The 17,336-nt window shown below is 41.1% G+C and carries 13 protein-coding genes; 11 read left to right on the forward strand and 2 right to left on the reverse strand.

From position 1 onward, the window contains the following. The first annotated feature begins 379 nt into the window (after positions 1 to 379). Genes ABVJ71_RS12050 through cydC form a run of 4 tightly spaced genes read left to right on the forward strand, consistent with a single transcriptional unit; the run spans position 380 to position 6,252 of the window. Positions 380 to 1,792, forward strand: a complete 1,413-nt coding sequence (locus tag ABVJ71_RS12050; protein WP_353854218.1) for a cytochrome ubiquinol oxidase subunit I — start codon at positions 380 to 382, stop codon at positions 1,790 to 1,792. Further along, positions 1,779 to 2,795, forward strand: coding sequence for a cytochrome d ubiquinol oxidase subunit II (cydB, locus tag ABVJ71_RS12055; protein ID WP_353854219.1), 1,017 nt, complete (start codon positions 1,779 to 1,781; stop codon positions 2,793 to 2,795). Before ABVJ71_RS12050 ends, cydB begins: the two co-directional genes overlap by 14 nt. Beyond that, positions 2,795 to 4,522 (forward strand): thiol reductant ABC exporter subunit CydD, encoded by a 1,728-nt coding sequence (gene cydD, locus ABVJ71_RS12060; RefSeq protein ID WP_353854220.1) that lies wholly within the window; start codon positions 2,795 to 2,797, stop codon positions 4,520 to 4,522. The genes cydB and cydD overlap by 1 nt, the downstream gene beginning before the upstream one ends. After that, positions 4,519 to 6,252 carry a thiol reductant ABC exporter subunit CydC gene (gene cydC, locus ABVJ71_RS12065; RefSeq protein WP_353854221.1) on the forward strand — a complete coding sequence of 578 codons (1,734 nt, stop codon included), beginning with the start codon at positions 4,519 to 4,521 and terminating at the stop codon, positions 6,250 to 6,252. Before cydD ends, cydC begins: the two co-directional genes overlap by 4 nt. A 52-nt stretch (positions 6,253 to 6,304) precedes the next feature. Here the strand turns inward: cydC and ABVJ71_RS12070 are convergent, their stop codons facing one another. Beyond that, positions 6,305 to 7,342 (reverse strand): pectate lyase, encoded by a 1,038-nt coding sequence (locus ABVJ71_RS12070; RefSeq protein ID WP_353856651.1) that lies wholly within the window; start codon positions 7,340 to 7,342, stop codon positions 6,305 to 6,307. A 905-nt stretch (positions 7,343 to 8,247) separates the two neighbouring features. Here ABVJ71_RS12070 and gdhA point away from each other — a divergent pair. The 7 genes from gdhA (at position 8,248) to ABVJ71_RS12105 (ending at position 16,095) form a co-directional block, all read left to right on the forward strand. Further along, positions 8,248 to 9,618, forward strand: a complete 1,371-nt coding sequence (gene gdhA, locus ABVJ71_RS12075) for an NADP-specific glutamate dehydrogenase (RefSeq protein ID WP_353854222.1) — start codon at positions 8,248 to 8,250, stop codon at positions 9,616 to 9,618. Positions 9,619 to 10,212: 594 nt separating this feature from the next. Then, on the forward strand, positions 10,213 to 12,156 hold the full coding sequence (locus tag ABVJ71_RS12080; protein WP_353854223.1) for a BglG family transcription antiterminator: 1,944 nt from the start codon (positions 10,213 to 10,215) through the stop codon (positions 12,154 to 12,156). A 121-nt stretch (positions 12,157 to 12,277) separates the two neighbouring features. Continuing rightward, on the forward strand, positions 12,278 to 12,583 hold the full coding sequence (locus ABVJ71_RS12085) for a PTS sugar transporter subunit IIB (RefSeq protein WP_008355465.1): 306 nt from the start codon (positions 12,278 to 12,280) through the stop codon (positions 12,581 to 12,583). 14 nt (positions 12,584 to 12,597) lie between these two features. Next, complete coding sequence (gene celB / locus ABVJ71_RS12090) at positions 12,598 to 13,947, forward strand: PTS cellobiose transporter subunit IIC (RefSeq protein ID WP_353854224.1); 1,350 nt, start codon at positions 12,598 to 12,600, stop codon at positions 13,945 to 13,947. Between the two features lie 26 nt (positions 13,948 to 13,973). Then, positions 13,974 to 14,300: a PTS lactose/cellobiose transporter subunit IIA gene (locus ABVJ71_RS12095; RefSeq protein WP_353854225.1), complete on the forward strand. Its 327-nt coding sequence runs from the start codon at positions 13,974 to 13,976 to the stop codon at positions 14,298 to 14,300. Further along, positions 14,297 to 15,625, forward strand: coding sequence for a 6-phospho-beta-glucosidase (locus ABVJ71_RS12100; protein ID WP_353854226.1), 1,329 nt, complete (start codon positions 14,297 to 14,299; stop codon positions 15,623 to 15,625). Before ABVJ71_RS12095 ends, ABVJ71_RS12100 begins: the two co-directional genes overlap by 4 nt. A gap of 203 nt (positions 15,626 to 15,828) precedes the next feature. Beyond that, on the forward strand, positions 15,829 to 16,095 hold the full coding sequence (locus ABVJ71_RS12105) for a YesK family protein (protein WP_353854227.1): 267 nt from the start codon (positions 15,829 to 15,831) through the stop codon (positions 16,093 to 16,095). Between the two features lie 187 nt (positions 16,096 to 16,282). On the opposite strand, the gene ABVJ71_RS12110 is transcribed toward ABVJ71_RS12105, so the two are convergent. Further along, complete coding sequence (locus ABVJ71_RS12110) at positions 16,283 to 16,735, reverse strand: hypothetical protein (RefSeq protein WP_353854228.1); 453 nt, start codon at positions 16,733 to 16,735, stop codon at positions 16,283 to 16,285. Positions 16,736 to 17,336: the final 601 nt, after the last annotated feature.

Below are 17,336 nucleotides of genomic sequence, written 5' to 3' on the forward strand. Positions count from 1 at the left end.
GGATGCAAAGGTTTATTTTTCAGCGTGTAGACAAACTTTCAAGAAAAACGAAATGAATCAAGCCGTTGTAGACAGAACATCGCACTGCTTTTTGCGGTTCATTCCATTCTGTCACATATTTTTGACAAAGTAGTCAAATAACTGACACAATACCATCCAATTTTTAGGTAAAATTTACTTTATTTTTGAATCGTATGGGTGTAAAGTACAGGTATAAATAACTAACCGAATGAAAAGAAAGAGTAAAATTTCACTAGTAACGCCATTTCAGATGTACTCTTATTTGTGAAATATTGAACAAACAGTGCGTTTTTTGTGAAATGGTGAACATAGTGATTCCGAATCATTCGGCATATGAAAGTAAGGGAGATGTAAAGCTGTGAGTGAGTTGTTTTTAGCAAGATTTCAATTTGCCTCAACGACATTATTTCATTTTATTTTTGTTCCTATGTCTATAGGGTTGGTCTTTATCGTCGCATTGATGCAGACCCTCTATGTTGTAAAGAAAAAAGACATTTATAAAAAAATGGCGAAATTCTGGGGACACCTTTTCTTGATCAACTTTGCAGTAGGTGTGGTCACAGGGATACTGCAAGAATTTCAATTTGGGATGAACTGGTCTGATTACTCACGGTTTGTCGGTGATGTATTTGGTGCACCGCTTGCTATTGAGGCACTACTAGCCTTCTTTCTAGAGTCTACATTTATTGGGCTTTGGATTTTTGGTTGGGATCGTTTGCCGAAGAAAATTCATTTATTGTGCATTTGGCTTGTTTCCCTTGGTACGATCTTTTCGGCGTTTTGGATTTTATTAGCTAACTCATTTATGCAGGAGCCGGTCGGATTTGTCATTAAAAATGGCCGTGCAGAAATGAATGACTTTGGGGCACTTGTCACCAATCCGCAGCTCTGGGTAGAATTTCCGCACGTACTGTTCGGTGCACTTGCTACAGGCTCCTTCTTTATTGCGGGTGTTAGTGCGTATAAAATGATCAAAAAACAAGAAGTAGCCTTTTTCAAAAAATCATTCCAGCTTGCAATGGTTCTTGCTTTAATTTCTGGCTTAGGTGTTGCGTTCTCTGGACATGATCAAGCAAAGCATTTGATGAAATCACAGCCGATGAAGATGGCAGCAAGTGAAGCCCTTTGGAAGGATAGCGGGGATCCAGCTGCATGGACACTATTTGCCAATATTGACACAGATAAGAAAGAAAACTCTGGTGAAATCAATATTCCTTTTGCTTTAAGTTATCTGGCTTATCAGAAATTCAGTGGAGATGTTCCAGGAATGCTGTCACTTCAAAAGGAATATGAAGCAAAGTATGGTCCAGGAGATTATATCCCACCAGTGAAAACGACGTTTTGGAGCTTTAGAATCATGGTAGGTTCAGGTATGCTCATGATTTTTGCCAGTATGTTTGGATTGTACTTGAGTTTTAGAAAGAAACTTGAATCAAACAAATGGTATTTACGTTTCATGGTTTGGATGATAGCTTTCCCATTTATTGCGAATTCAGCAGGGTGGATTATGACGGAAATTGGGCGTCAGCCGTGGACTGTTTTCGGCATGATGACAACGGCACAATCAATCTCGCCAAACGTTTCATATGGCATGCTTCTCTTCTCAGTTATTAGCTTTACGACTATTTATCTGATTCTTGCAATTGTGCTGGTGTACTTGTTTGTTCGTGAAATTAAAAAAGGTGCACATTCTGAAGACAAATATCTAAAGAATGAAACGGACCTATCTACAGATCCATTTGATGGAGGCGCATATCATGGCATATCTTAATGAGATTTGGTTTATGCTTGTCGCAGTTTTGTTTGTTGGGTTTTTCTTTTTAGAAGGGTTTGATTTCGGTGTAGGTATGTCCATGCAGCTACTTGGTCAAAACGCACATGAGCGCCGTATTTTAATAAATACCATCGGACCATTTTGGGATGCAAATGAGGTCTGGCTCATTACAGCAGGCGGGGCAATTTTCGCTGCATTTCCTCACTGGTATGCCACGATGTTTAGCGGGTACTATATTCCGTTTACCGTTCTTTTGTTAGCACTCATAGGGCGAGGGGTCGCCTTTGAGTTTCGAGGAAAGGTTGAGAAAGCCTCTTGGACCAAAACTTGGGACTGGGTGATCTTCTTTGGTAGCCTGCTTCCGCCGTTTTTACTAGGTGTTTTATTTACAAGCATTTTACGCGGAATGCCGATTGATCAAAGCATGAATATGTACGCTGGTTTCACAGACTTTGTGAATCTCTATTCGTTGATTGGCGGCGTGACGGTCACAGTCCTATGCCTCCTGCACGGATTGATTTTCGTTACGCTTCGAACAGAAGGGGATTTAAAACAGCGTGCAAGAAAGCTCGGTCAGCGTGTATTGCTGATTGCACTGCCACTCCTCGTCCTATTTGTCGGTGTGTCGATCAAGGAAACCGATATTTATACAGTGCGCCCGATCATCACCATTCCTTTAACTGTGCTGATTGTCGTCTGTTATGTAGCCGCATTTGCGTTCATGAAAAAAGAGCGTGATGGTTGGACATTCTTGTTCACAGGATCAGGCATCATGGTCACAGTAACGATGCTCTTTGCCGCATTGTTCCCGCGGGTGATGATCAGTTCAATCGATCATGCGTTTGACCTAACGATTCAAAACGCTGCATCAGGTTCTTATTCACTGACGGTGATGACGATTGTGACCATTTCTTTGCTGCCTTTTGTGCTTGGGTATCAAATATGGAGCTATTATGTCTTCCGTAAGCGTGTAAGCGGTAAGGAGCCAATGACGTACTAATGGATAAACGTTTGCTTCAATTAAAAGGAATGAGAGGGCTACTTGCCCTCTTAGGTATTGTGTCGCTCATCCAAGGAGCAAGCATCATCTTTCAAGCACAGTGGCTGGCACATGCTATTACAACGCTGTTTGACGGAAAAAGCCTCACGCAGGCTACTCCCTATGTTTTGCTGTTCCTTGCTGCCTTTGCGGTGCGACATTGCTTAACCTTGATTCGAGAAAAAGTCATGTTTGTCTATTCCTCTCGAATTGGTGCAGACGTGCGGAAACAGCTTCTGGACCAACTATTCCGTTTAGGTCCGGGCTTCGCAAAGAAAAAAGGAACAGGAAAGCTTGTGACATTAGCAATGGAGGGGATCGCTCAATATCGTCAGTACTTACAACTGTTTTTGCCTAAAATGGTGAATATGGCAGTCATTCCGATCATGGTGCTCATCTATATATGGATATTAGATGAGACATCTGCCGTTATTTTGATCGTGACGTTGCCGATTTTAATAGTTTTTATGATTTTGCTTGGACTTGTAGCCCAGCGAAAAGCGGTCAAACAGTGGAGTTCGTATGAGAAATTATCCAATCATTTTACTGATTCACTCCGTGGTCTGGAAACGCTTCGTTACTTAGGTATCAGCAAAAAACATTCCCGCAATATTGCGGAGGTGTCGAAGCGATATCGAAAGGCGACCATGAGCACGTTGAAAGTGGCATTTCTTTCATCATTTGCACTTGATTTCTTTTCAATGTTATCCATTGCTACCGTCGCTGTGTTCCTTGGCTTACGGTTAGTTGAAGGTGATCTTCTGTTATTGCCGGCTTTGACAACGTTAATGCTTGCACCTGAATATTTCTTACCAGTACGAGAGGTTGGGAATGACTATCATGCGACCTTAAATGGAAAAGAAGCGAATGAAGCCATCCAGGTCATTTTAGATGAGAAGGGCTTTCGGACGCAGGATACACAATCAATACAGCTCAATCGGTGGACAGACCAAGACGTGCTGTCACTACAAAATATTTGTGTCTTGCATGAAAAAAATGCTCCTTATTCGATTCAAGATGTAGACCTTACTGTTAAAGGAAAGAAAAAGATTGGCATCATTGGTGCAAGTGGTGCGGGTAAATCGACGTTAACAGATGTTCTTGGTGGCTTTGTAGAGCCGTCTGCTGGTCAAATGATGATAAACGGTCAGCTACTTTATCATCTGCAGATGAATTCGTGGCAAAAGGAAGTCGTCTATATGCCGCAGCATCCTTATTTGTTTCACACTACTTTAAAGGAAAACATCCGTTTTTATGAACAGAATGCAACAGATGAAGAGGTGGAAAGAGCTGCTGAAGAGGCAGGTTTATCACAGTTAGTGGCCCAGCTTCCAAACGGTTTTGATGAGGTGATTGGAGAACAGGGGAGAGGGCTAAGTGGAGGGCAGGCGCAACGGATTGCACTCGCTCGAACCGTTCTATGTCAGCGTTCAATTATGCTTTTAGATGAACCAACTGCTCACCTCGACATTGAGACAGAGTATGAGTTGAAGAAAACCATGCTTCCGTTATTTGAAGATAAGCTGGTGTTTCTTGCGACACATCGGCTTCATTGGATGACAGATATGGATGAGATCATTGTCATGGATCAAGGAACAATTGCGGAGATGGGAACGCATGAGTCATTAATGAAAAGAAAAGGTGTGTACTATCAATTGGTACAGGAGCAAATGGGGGCGGTTACGTGATCAGTAAAGGTTGGTTTATACCGTATATCAAGGAGAATCAAAAGTTGTTTGCCTTGGTGATTTTTTTAGGAGCTGTTGCTGTGTTCTCCGCTTCCATGCTGATGTTTACCTCGGGGTTTCTCATATCAAAAGCGGCGACAAGACCTGAGAATATTTTAATGGTATACGTGCCGATTGTGGCAGTGCGGACATTTGGAATCTCGCGTTCCGCAGCTCGTTATGCGGAGAGGCTTGCGAGCCATCAATTGATTTTAACCATGATTGAAAAAATGCGAGTACGCTTGTATGATATGGCTGAACGAAGTGCCAAACAGAAAAGGCTTGGAACAGGTGAAATGCTTGGGCTTTTGTCAGAAGATGTAGAGCGATTGCAGGATGCTTATTTAAAAACAATCTTTCCGTCAATTGGCGCATTGCTTTTATATGCTGCATCAATCGGTGCACTTGGACGATTTTCATGGTCATTTGCTGGTTTGATGCTGCTCTATATGGCACTTTTGGTGTTTGTCTTCCCATACATCACAGTACTTGTCAATCGGGCAAGGCAAATCCAAATGAAAAAAGGCAGAAATGAACTGTACAGTCATTTAACGGATGCTGTTATGGGTGTTAGTGATTGGTTGTTTAGCGGCAGACAAAAAGATTTTGTTGAAGGCTATGAACAAAAAGAGGCACTACTGTTAAAACTTGAAGCAGCAAAGCATCGGTTTATCCGTTTGCGTCAATTTCTTGTGCAGCTTGTCGTTGGAGGAGCTGTCGTGATGGTGGTTTATTGGAGCGGCTCGGTCGTACAGTCAGGATCTATGTCGCACACACTGATTGCAGCCTTTGTGCTTGTGCTGTTTCCGTTAACGGAAGCATTTATGCCCCTATCCGATGCAGCAGGTGAAATTCCTGTTTATCAGCAATCTGTGAGCCGATTAACTCATTACGAGAAGCAGTCGTATGAAGGGTCTTTTGACAAGGTTGCACTGAATCAGTCAACTGTTCCAGATGATCAAATGGTCTGTTTTGATCAAGTGTTCTTTGGCTATGAGGAGCAGAACCAAGTGCTTCAGGGGTTGTCATTTTCGCTCAAGCAAGGTGAATCACTCGCCCTCTTAGGAAAAAGCGGTGCAGGAAAGTCAACGGTATTAAAATTATTAGAAGGTGCTGTCCTTCCAAATCAAGGATTTGTGAGTATTCAGGGAATGCCGGTGCAGCGTATTCAAGAACATATATCAGATTATGTGTCTGTTCTCAATCAACAGCCATATTTATTTGATACTTCTGTTTTGAATAATATTCGACTAGGCTCACCAGAAGCGACAGAGGAGCAGGTGAAAGAAGCGGCTAGACAGGTGCAACTTCACGATAAAATTGAGTCGCTTCCTGAAGGTTATCAAACAGGTGTACAAGAGACAGGGGTTCGTTTCTCAGGTGGGGAAAGGCAGCGTATTGCGCTGGCTCGTATCTTGTTGAAAAATACGCCGATTGTCGTATTGGATGAACCAACTGTTGGACTTGATCCTCGTACGGAACGTGATTTGCTTAAAACGATATTTCATGTCTTAAAAGGGAAAACGGTGATTTGGATCACTCATCACCTGACAGGCTGTGAAGCATGTGATCAGATCATGTTTATTGAGAATGGACAAATCGAAATGAAGGGCCATCACCAAGAATTACTCAAGGAAAGCCTGCGTTATCAAAGGTTGTATCAAATGGATCGTCCATTTTCTACCATCTAAATAAATGAAAAGAGCGTTCGGACAGGTGATCTGCCCGAACGTTTTGTATGGTTTATGGGTTTACTTTTCCAACACCAGTATTTGATAAAACTTCTGATTTGACATTGTTCACGTTAAGCAAAGAGTAGCTATAAGGAGGGTTGTACGTACCTGTTGAAGATGTTGGTAGACTGCCTGTGCTGTTAATATAGGAGTTGTTGATGACATGCCATGTTCCAACTTGACGGCTGTCCCAGCTACCAATGGCATTATTCGTATTTTCAAATACGTTGTGCTCAATTCTCATCTTTGCGCCCATACGAGAGTTAATGGCTGTTGTTTGGATGCCTTTATAATAGTTGTTATACAAATGACCTTCTCCGTAACGCATGGATGGTACACGAGAGTTCAAGTTTTCAAAGCGATTGTTGTGGAAGGTGATTTTACGGTTGTAGTTGTCGTTATCAGAGCTACCCATGAGCATTGTTTTCCAGCTATCATGTACATAGTTCCAAGAAAAAGTAATGTAATCAGAGTCATTTTTGACGTCAAATAAGCCGTCGTAGTCATCCTTACCAGAGTTTAAGGTGTTATACAGTTCATTATGATCTACCCACACGTTTTTAGAAGCGCCTTCGATTCCGATAGCATCCTTATCGCCAATTTTGCTGTGATGGATTTTGAGGTTACGGATGATCACATTATTCGCTCGCCATACTTTAATGCCAATCCCGTTAAACTCACCGTTCGTCCCTTTACCAACGATAGATACGTTGTTTGTATCCTTGACATCAATTTTATTAGCAGACGTATTTGATGGTGTAATCGTCCCGTCTACTATGATTTTTAACTGTTCATTTGTTCCTTTACTTTTGAGGGCAGCTAGCAATTCATTTCCAGTTTTAACTGTCACAGTTTTACCGCCTTCGCCGCCTGTTGTACCTCCATTTAATGTAGAGAATCCTTGCTGATTAAAATTGGCCATAATTGAAGGGCTTTGTGGATATTTCGTTTCCGCTTCCGCCTTTGCCTCCCCATTTGGTGCAAGTAATGAAGCCACGAGACCAACTGTTATGACACCGGCTAACATTGGAACCTTTTTCTTCAAAATAATCCTCTCCATTCAGTTTATTTTTAAACCGCTGTAATGTAAACGTTTCCAAAATAAGCTGCGATTCAAATTCTCCTCCTTTTTTCGCTGGCATCGCCCCTTTTGGAATGTAGGAAGAGCATAGCACGCAAAAAGTAATCATCGGCTAAGACATGGAGACGGGTACTCCTTGATTTTCTAGGATGCTAAGGGGATGATTATTTCATTTTCATCTAGATGAGACGAGGACCATTGACGATAGGGAATGTGGTGACATAGTGATTATGGTAAAGAGAGCTTCAATTCTTTGAGATATCATCCTGATTACTGAAATTCTTTTTTGTTAGAAACGAAAGAATGTCATAATCATTTCATAAGAAAAGATTGGATATTAAGCAGATGAATGATTGAGTGAGCAGGGAGAAAGTTAAACAAAATGAAATAATTGACCATTCTAAACGATATTGTCTGCAGTGTCATCTCATGAAGGAGAGAGAAGAAAAGAAAGGAGGGGTGTGTTTGGATTAGACAAAAGAGAAAATAATTCTATTTGATATTGGCTTTGTGTTGTATTGCCTGAATGAAAAAGAGGAGGAAAGCTTGAGTGCGTCTCGTAAGACTGCCATCACGCCATTTGGCTTTTTTTGCATCTCATTGATATAGAAATCTGTTATCGTTCAACAATGTTGTCAGAAAAAGCGGGATTCGGAAGGATTAGTTGTTAATTTCTAGCACTATCGTCATTTTCTAAACGGAAATTGTAGCTGTTGTAAAGGGTGGCTACTTGATTAATCTCAATTCGGCATCATTTTCATCTGTTATCAATATTGATCATATTTTACAAATGATGTTAAATTAGTCTCAATATGCGTTAGAAAATCTAACAATCAAATGTGTGAAGTTATCTACAAGGAGGCAAATGAGACATGTTGACCTTAGATCGAGCAGCACAAACAGCTCAAAGCTATATCCACCGCGTTTTAGAGGATGTGGAAAAAAGGAATCCAGGAGAGGAAGAATTCCTACAAGCTGTCAAAGAAATTCTGGATTCACTCGTCCCCGTTTTTGCGAAGCATCCAGAGTATGAAAAACTAGCGATATTAGAAAGGTTAGTTGAGCCAGAGCGGCTTGTCGTTTTTCGTGTGCCATGGGTAGACGATGCAGGCAAAGTACAAGTGAACAGAGGATTTAGGGTTCAATTTAATAGTGCCATCGGTCCTTATAAAGGAGGCATTCGGTTTCATCCATCTGTTAATGCGAGTATCATTAAGTTTTTAGGATTTGAACAAATTTTTAAAAATGCACTGACAGGTTTACCCATTGGGGGAGGGAAAGGCGGAGCTGATTTTGACCCGAAAGGAAAGTCTGACGGGGAAATCATGCGTTTTGTCCAAAGCTTTATGAGTGAGCTTAGTCGATATATTGGACCTGATCAAGATGTTCCAGCAGGGGATATTGGAGTAGGCGCACGCGAGATTGGTTATATGTTCGGCCAATACAAAAAAATGCGAGGTGCTTATGAAGCTGGTGTTCTCACAGGGAAAAGTCCTGGGTTTGGAGGCAGTTTAGTGAGAAAAGAAGCGACAGGATACGGACTTGTCTACTTTATGGAGGAAATGTTGAAATCTCATGAACTGCAATTTGAAGGACGATCAGTTGTCGTTTCAGGCTCAGGAAATGTCTCCATTTATGCAATGGAAAAGGTGATGGAGCTAGGTGGAAAGGTTGTCGCTTGCAGTGATTCAAGTGGTTGTATTTATGACCCTCAAGGCATTTCACTTGATACAGTCAAGCGGCTGAAAGAAGTCGATAATAAGCGAATTCAAGTATACACAGATGTTCATCCGCATGCTGAATTTATTGAAGATTATGAACAAATTTGGTCAATTCCATGTGACGTTGCACTGCCGTGTGCCACCCAAAATGAGATATCAGAGGCGCATGCGAAGCAACTTGTGGCAAATGGCGTGTTGGCTGTGGGAGAAGGTGCAAATATGCCATCAACCCTTAAGGCAGTGAAAGTATTTGAGGAACACGGCATTCTGTTTGCACCAGCAAAAGCAGCAAACGCTGGCGGAGTGGGCGTTTCTGCATTAGAGATGGCACAAAACAGTGCGAAGATGTCGTGGACATTTGAGGAAGTAGATCGTCAGTTGAAACAAATGATGCAATCCATTTACCGACATTGTATCAAGACAGCAGATGAATACGGACACTCCGGGAACTTAATTGTAGGAGCGAATATTGCAGGATTTCGTAAAGTAGCAGATGCAATGATCGCACAAGGCGTTATTTAACTCCTGCTCCCTCTGCATCTGTTTATTTCATGACAAGCTTGGGAATAGTCTTGTATGAATGACAATAAGGAGGCACAGGAGATCATGAAAAAATGGCTGAAACAAATTGTCAAATGGGCACCAGTTCTTTATCCATTGTTGAGGAAAATATATAAAGAACGGAAAACATCAAAAAGTCGAAACGTCACAGCCGGATAATCCGGCTTTTTTTATGGAGTTCAGTGTTTGATACGAAAGAGAGTTTTTTCGTATGTTCATTTACAGGCAATCTCAATTTAATCACATGCACTTGAGCATTCCAGGTACACATAAAAAAAGCGCGTCATGTATACTTTGCTGATCACTTCATAAATAAGGGCGAATACACTAAGGGTATCGTCTTTTTTTTTTATGACTTACATTGTACGACGTAAGAGGGAGATTAATAGATCATTGGTTACGTTTATTAGTATAAATAGAGCCTTTTGTCATATGAATAAGTTGGTCATTTTTATTTCTTTTCAGTAGAATATGGATAATGAAGAGAACCTGCAAGCGCATACAACTTAACCAGTCAAGGCAGATTCTCTATCCTCAAATAAGGAGGTCGATCCTATGTTGAGTAAAAGGCTGGCTCACATATTAAGTCAGCTCATAGCAGCTGAAACCCCTCTGTCAAGCTCTGCCCTTTCTGTCAGCCTGCAAGTGACAAGCCGCACCATTCGAACCGACATCAAGGAATTAAATGAACGTCTAGCCCCTTATCATGCTGCTGTATTAGCTGTTAAAGGAGCTGGGTATGAGCTGTTAATCAAAGATGAGAATGCTTTTCGCCGTTTTATGAAGGAGGAGGTCGAGCAGGAAGAGCCTCTAGCCGTCCTGCCGGAAGAGCGTGTTCTGTTTATTTTAAAAAAACTTCTCTTAGCTGAGCAATATGTGAAGCTAGAAGATTTACAGGAGCATCTGTTTATTAGTAAATCGACGATGAGTAACGATATGAAGTCGGTCAAACGTAAACTTGAGCCCTTTGAGCTAACGCTCGAAGCAAAACCGAATAAAGGCTACCGGATTCAAGGTTCAGAGATGAAAATCCGCTATTGTATGTCAGAATATTTATTCAATGAGCGCCGTACCTACCAAACTATAATGAGCACAGCTGTGACTATTTTGCCAAAACACGAGTTAGAGTTGATTCAGAAAACGGTGATTGATTATATAAACGAGGAGAGAATGAATCTATCGGATATATGCATGAATAATTTGATTGTCCACGTGGCCATTGCCTGTAAACGAATTAGACACGGAAATTATGTATCTGTTCTTCCAGAGGAAATTAAAGAGATTCCCCGTGCAAAGGAATACGAGGTAGCAAAGAAAATGGTGGAGCGTCTTGAAGGTTTGCAAGATGTCTTATTTCCACAAGAGGAGATTGTATATATCACCATTCATTTGCTTGGAACGGCAAAAATGGTGCAATCTTTTTCAACGAGTGGGCAAAAGCAAATTGTGGATGATGACACAAGCCGCCTTGTCCAGAAAATGCTGGCGGCTATTGATCAAAAGCTGCAACTTGATTTAGCGGATGATGCGGAATTAATGATCGGATTAAGCCTACACTTAAAACCGGCGATGAACCGTTGTAAATACAGAATGAACTTAAGAAATCCTATGCTGGATGAGATTAAAGCAGGGTTTCCAATAGCTTTTGAAGCAGGAATTGTCGCAAGCAAAATCATTGAAGAACAGACAGGCCTGCCAATTCATGAGAATGAGATTGGATATATGGCGTTACATTTTGGTGCTGCCTTAGAGCGGAGAAAGATGGAGATTCCGCCAAAGCGTTGTCTCATTGTATGTGCATCGGGTGCAGGTAGTACGCGGCTCTTGCAAGACCGTTTACGGTCACAATTTGGGTCAAAACTGACCATCTTAGGAACGGCAGAGCTTTATTCACTTCCTCATGTCTCTTTACATGCGCTGGATTTGATGATTAGCACCGTTCCTATTCAGATGGAGTTACCTATTCCGGTGATCCAAGTGAATACCATATTGGGAGGCAGTGACTTTCAGAAAATTGAAGAAGCCCTTACGAGTGAAACAAGGATGACATTGGCATCACAATATATAAAAAAGGAATTAGTCTTTACAAAACGTGCATTTCAAACAAAGGAAGAAGTCATCATCTTTCTCACGAAAAAAGTAATTGATATGGGTTTGGCGCCAGTCGATCTGACACAATCCGTCTTGGAAAGAGAGCAGGCGGCGCCTACCTCTTTTGGTCATGATACAGCAATCCCACACCCCATGACACCAATGACAAAAGAGACATGTTGGGCAATATGTACATTAGAAAAACCAATCGCTTGGGGTGACAAAAAAGTCCAATTTGTCTGCCTACTTTGTGTAGAAAAAGAGAACGCCAACGATTTAAAGGGAATGTACCGACTGTTAGGAGAGCTTGTGCATAATGTGAAATTAATTCATCACCTAATCGCCTGTGATACGTTTGAAGACATACTAGATGTAATGTTTAAAAAGATTCCTTCGTACAAGAACTAACGTTGTGATATTAACTTTTTCCGCTTCCTATAGGAAAAAGTATAGGTGTTTATGAAAGCGATTTCACAATATGATGAATGTAAAGAAAAACTTCAAATTTCTAAAAGGGAGGCGTTTACTCATGAACATCTTATTGGTTTGCGCAGCAGGTATGTCCACAAGTTTACTGGTCACAAAAATGGAGAAAAGCGCACAAGAACAAGGAAAAGACTATCGGATATGGGCGGTATCTGGAGATGCTGCAAAAAGTCATATTGATCAAGCAGATGTGCTTTTATTGGGACCTCAGGTTCGATATTTGTTACCACAAATGAAAAAGCTTGGAGAGGAAAAAGGCATTCCGGTGGATGTCATTAATACAGTGCATTATGGCGTATGTAATGGCGCTGAGGTTTTGAAATCTGCTGAGCAGTTAGTGAACGGATAAAGGGGGCGAAAGGGATGAATGGGTTCAACCGATTTTTAGAAGAGAAGGTCATGCCGTTTGCAGGGAAGATTGCCGCTCAAAGACATTTACAAGCATTGCGTGACGGAATTGTTTTAACCATGCCTCTCATTATTGTCGGTTCACTGTTTCTCATTTTAGCCAACCTTCCAATCCCAGGATATAGCGATTTTATGGCAAGTATCTTTGGAGCCGAATGGGCCACGAAACTATCCTATCCTGTCAATGCTACCTTTGATATTATGGCACTTGTTGCGACCTTTGGGATTGCCTACAGGCTTGCTGAAAAGTATGGTGTTGATGCGCTATCTTCTGGTGCTATCGCAGTCGCCGCCTTTTTATTGGCAACACCATTTCAAGTGCCTTTTACACCTGAAGGATCGACAGAAGCGATTTTAGTGAATGGCGGGATTCCTGTTACATTAATGGGCAGTAAAGGGTTGTTCGTCGCCATGATTATTGCCATGCTTTCAACAGAGGTCTACCGCTTTATTGTCCAGCGGAACATTGTCATTAAAATGCCTGATGGTGTACCGCCAGCAGTGAGTAAATCGTTTATCGCACTTATTCCGGGTTTTGTGGTTATCACCTTGATCTGGGTCGCAAGACTTGTAATTGAGATGTCACCTTTTGAGAGTATTCATCACATCATCACCGTTTTAATTGGTACGCCGCTTTCCATTCTCGGTGGAAGCTTAGGCGGCAGTATCGTGGCCATGGGTGTGCAAATGCTTCTCTGGGCTTGTGGGATCCATGGGGCAACGATTGTCGGCGGCGTCATGGGACCCATTTGGCTTGGTGCAATGGATGAGAACCGCCTTGCGTTTCAAGCAGGAGAAATGATGCCGAATATTTTCACAGCACAGTTCTTTGAAATTTTCATCAACGTCGGCGGAAGCGGAGCAACACTTGCCTTAGTACTTACCATGATTATACGTGCAAGAAGTAAGCAAATGAAACAACTTGGTAGGCTAGCGATTGGACCAGCGATCTTTAACATCAACGAACCGATCATTTTTGGAATGCCGATTGTCATGAACCCAATGCTCTTGATTCCGTTTATTCTTACGCCAGTTATGATGATCATCACGACATATATCGGGATGAGCACAGGACTTGTGGCGAAGCCGGCTGGAATCGCCGTTCCGTGGACTATGCCGCCAATTATTTCAGGCTATCTCGCAACGGGCGGAAAAGTCTCCGGTGCTGTCATGCAGTTGATCAATTTGGCGTTGTCATTTGCACTATACTACCCGTTCTTTAGAATGTGGGATAAGCAAAAATTGAAAGAAGAAAATGAACTAGAAACAAAAGCTTCGACTGATGAACATATAGTCAGTCTGTAATGGAGGGAACAAGGAGGATGCGGCCGATGGAAATGGAACAAATTGTGTTTCAACTCATCTTGCACGGTGGAAATGGCAGAAGCTTGGCAATGGAGGCCATGACATGTGCAAAAAAAGGGTGCTTCGATGAAGCAAAACAAAAGTTGCAGGAGGCACAAGAAGCGTTAAATGAGGCGCATCACGCACAAACAGAGCTGATCCAAGGAGAAATCAGAGGAGAAAAGACCGACATCAGTCTCTTAATGATTCATGCCCAAGACCATCTCATGAACGCAATGACTGTCAAGGAGCTTGCAGCAGAAATCATAGAGCTCTATGAGAAAATAAAGCAATTCGGAGGTGTCAATTCATGAAAGACGGTATTAAAATTGTTACGATCGGTGGCGGATCAAGCTATACGCCGGAGCTGGTAGAAGGGTTTATCAAACGATATCATGAATTGCCTGTGAAGGAATTATGGCTTGTTGACATTCAAGCAGGTGAAGAAAAATTAAACATCGTGGGTGCACTCGCCAAGCGTATGGTTGAAAAAGCTGGACTGCCAATTGATGTCCATCTCACCTTCGATCGCCGTGCAGCCTTAAAGGATGCGGATTTTGTCACAACACAATTGCGTGTGGGTCTGCTGGAAGCCCGTGCGAAAGATGAGAGAATTCCACTCAAATACGGCGTAATTGGTCAGGAGACAAATGGACCAGGAGGTTTATTGAAAGGCTTGCGGACAATACCAGTCATTTTAGATATCGTGAAAGATATGGAAGAGCTTTGTCCAGATGCATGGCTTGTGAATTTTACAAATCCAGCGGGTATGGTCACAGAAGCTGTTTTACGCTATACCCATTTGAAAAAAGTGGTCGGATTATGTAATGTACCGATTGGGATGAAAATGGGGATTGCAAAGGCGCTTGATGTAGATGTGGAACGCATTGAAGTGCAGTTTGCCGGTCTCAATCACATGGTTTATGGATTAGATGTGTATTTAGATGGTGTCAGTATTATGGATCAGGTGCTAGATGAATTAGGAAACCCAAATAGCCAGTGGTCGATGAAAAACATTGAAGCGAAAAACTGGGAGCCTTCTTTTGTCAAAGGGCTAGGAGTCATTCCTTGTCCGTATCACCGCTATTACTATAAAACGAAAGATATGCTGGAAGAAGAACAGAGGGCGGCACAAGAAAAAGGAACAAGGGCAGAGGTTGTGCAGCAAGTCGAGCAAGAGTTATTTGAACTGTATAAAGATCCGGATTTAACCATTAAACCACCACAACTTGAAAAAAGAGGCGGGGCTTATTACAGCGATGCTGCATGTAACTTAATCAGCTCCATCTATAACGATAAGCATGACATTCAGCCAGTCAATACAGTGAACAGAGGGGCGATTGCAAGCATCCCAGCTGAATCAGCGGTTGAAGTCAACTGTATCATTACAAAGGATGGACCAAAACCGATTGCTACAGGGGATTTACCCGTTGCTGTAAGAGGCCTCGTTCAGCAAATTAAGTCATTTGAACGTGTGGCAGCGGAAGCAGCAGTGACGGGAGATTATGAGACGGCTCTTGTCGCCATGACGATTAATCCACTCGTACCTTCCGATGAGGTTGCAAAGCAAATATTAGATGAAATGCTTGAAGCACATCGTGAATATTTGCCCCAATTTTTTACATCTGTTGATGCATAAAAGTAAACGACTCCATCAAGGGGTCGTTTCAGCTTGTAGAGAGTTTATTTATAAATGCTTACCTTTTCATTTTCAGCGGTTTGAAAATCATTGAGTAGATGGTAAACACATTAAATCAGTGTTACGATAGTTGAAATGATACATCATTATCCATTAGGAAGATTTAATTATCTGTTATCATTTTTTGAAAGGGGAAAAGAAAAATGTCTTTTTGGCTAATGACAGCTATTCTTGCAGTTATCATACTAGGCGGTTCTTTAATCTTTAAAAAGAAGAAGTCGCCTATTCAGTATGGATTTCCAGCGATTTTCATAATGGTTAGTATCATCTTATTTATGATCAGTTTTTTTGTAGGAGAATGGGAAGGTACGGGATTAAGTGCAATTAGCGTATCTTTGCTGATTGCATCAGTTATCGCTTTAATGATGACCAGCATTTTGAGTTATTTTAGTGGTGAATCACAAAAATGACAAGTGATTAACAGCTAGACAACGGGCTTAGGGCACGTTTTAGATGGGCAAGAGAATCTGACAGAGGAACAATATGATATTTTTACTATATAGGCAAAAAGGAACAAGAAAGGGGTCGTCCCCCAAGTCGTTTTGAGTGCTTTAATTAAAACAGGTAAAAACACCTGTAATGGTGTTTAAAAGGTGATTAATCATCTAAACGCTCCTTAGGGTGATCAAGAGAGATAAATTCTAATAAGAGACATGCTACGGTTAGACCAATAGACATTATTATATTATCTGCAATACCAATTGAGCATATAACACCAACAGAAAAGACACATAAGAACCTAAAAAGTGAAGCAAACACAGTATTCAAGATATTGTCTCCTAATATGTGTTTGCCTACTGCAATAAATATATGATCGAGGGTAAATAAATAGCAAACTAACGCTAAACTTAGAATAATAATTTGGGTAAAATCTACATCTAAACTTAATGATTTCACGATTACACTTGTTGATCCTGTAATAATCAACACTATAATCATGATCACCACTGTAGGAATTAAAGATAATAAAAGCGCACCTATAAATGTCGAGAACAAATATTTTTCATTTGTTTTGCTTTCCTCAGCTTCCTTTTTTTCTCCTTTATACATAAAAAAGAAAAAGACTCCGAAGAAAATCAAATAAATGAATCCTGTGATGACAAGGAAATTCAATTCTATTCTCCTTAAATAATTAATTTTAGTCGTGGTAATAATGCGTTTGAGGGTATGACACATTGGCATGTAGATTAAAAAGTATAAATAAAAAGCAGACTAGGAAGCCTGCTTTTTTGGAAATACTTTATCAATGATAACCATGGAAAGTGTAAATAACATGGAAAGGAACACCATGTCTAGTATTGTGACATCTGAGGTCTTTTTAATAGCTAGGAACCATAGAAGCTGTAATACTAAAGAAATTACAAAATAAGATATGTACTTAACAGTATTCATCTATCATTCACCCCCTTTACTTTTGGCTTATGGCAACAAACGCTGAACCAAGCAAGGCTGACTGATCATCCAAAATCTAATCGTGTTCTTTCTAATGATTTTTATGATCTCAACAGCTAATTTATTCTATAGATTTTTCTCGATCTATTTTTGCGTTTCACCTGTGATCCATTTCATTGGATAGGGAGCTTTTTTAACCTTTTTCTCCCTCTATTATCAGTTTAACAAAAACAACGGTTAATGCAACGTTCTCTTGTCC

Source organism: Bacillus sp. Bos-x628 (assembly GCF_040500475.1).
GTDB lineage: Bacteria > Bacillota > Bacilli > Bacillales > Bacillaceae > Bacillus > Bacillus maqinnsis.

What these genes read in the sequence shown, in the direction of transcription:
- cydB (WP_353854219.1), top strand. Translation starts at nt 1,779, where the DNA reads ATGGCATATCTTAATGAGATTTGGTTTATGCTTGTCGCAGTTTTGTTT.
- cydD (WP_353854220.1), top strand. Translation starts at nt 2,795, where the DNA reads ATGGATAAACGTTTGCTTCAATTAAAAGGAATGAGAGGGCTACTTGCC.
- gdhA (WP_353854222.1), top strand. Translation starts at nt 8,248, where the DNA reads ATGTTGACCTTAGATCGAGCAGCACAAACAGCTCAAAGCTATATCCAC.
- ABVJ71_RS12080 (WP_353854223.1), top strand. Translation starts at nt 10,213, where the DNA reads ATGTTGAGTAAAAGGCTGGCTCACATATTAAGTCAGCTCATAGCAGCT.
- ABVJ71_RS12085 (WP_008355465.1), top strand. Translation starts at nt 12,278, where the DNA reads ATGAACATCTTATTGGTTTGCGCAGCAGGTATGTCCACAAGTTTACTG.
- celB (WP_353854224.1), top strand. Translation starts at nt 12,598, where the DNA reads ATGAATGGGTTCAACCGATTTTTAGAAGAGAAGGTCATGCCGTTTGCA.
- ABVJ71_RS12095 (WP_353854225.1), top strand. Translation starts at nt 13,974, where the DNA reads ATGGAAATGGAACAAATTGTGTTTCAACTCATCTTGCACGGTGGAAAT.
- ABVJ71_RS12100 (WP_353854226.1), top strand. Translation starts at nt 14,297, where the DNA reads ATGAAAGACGGTATTAAAATTGTTACGATCGGTGGCGGATCAAGCTAT.
- ABVJ71_RS12105 (WP_353854227.1), top strand. Translation starts at nt 15,829, where the DNA reads ATGTCTTTTTGGCTAATGACAGCTATTCTTGCAGTTATCATACTAGGC.
- ABVJ71_RS12110 (WP_353854228.1), bottom strand. Translation starts at nt 16,735, where the DNA reads ATGTATAAAGGAGAAAAAAAGGAAGCTGAGGAAAGCAAAACAAATGAA.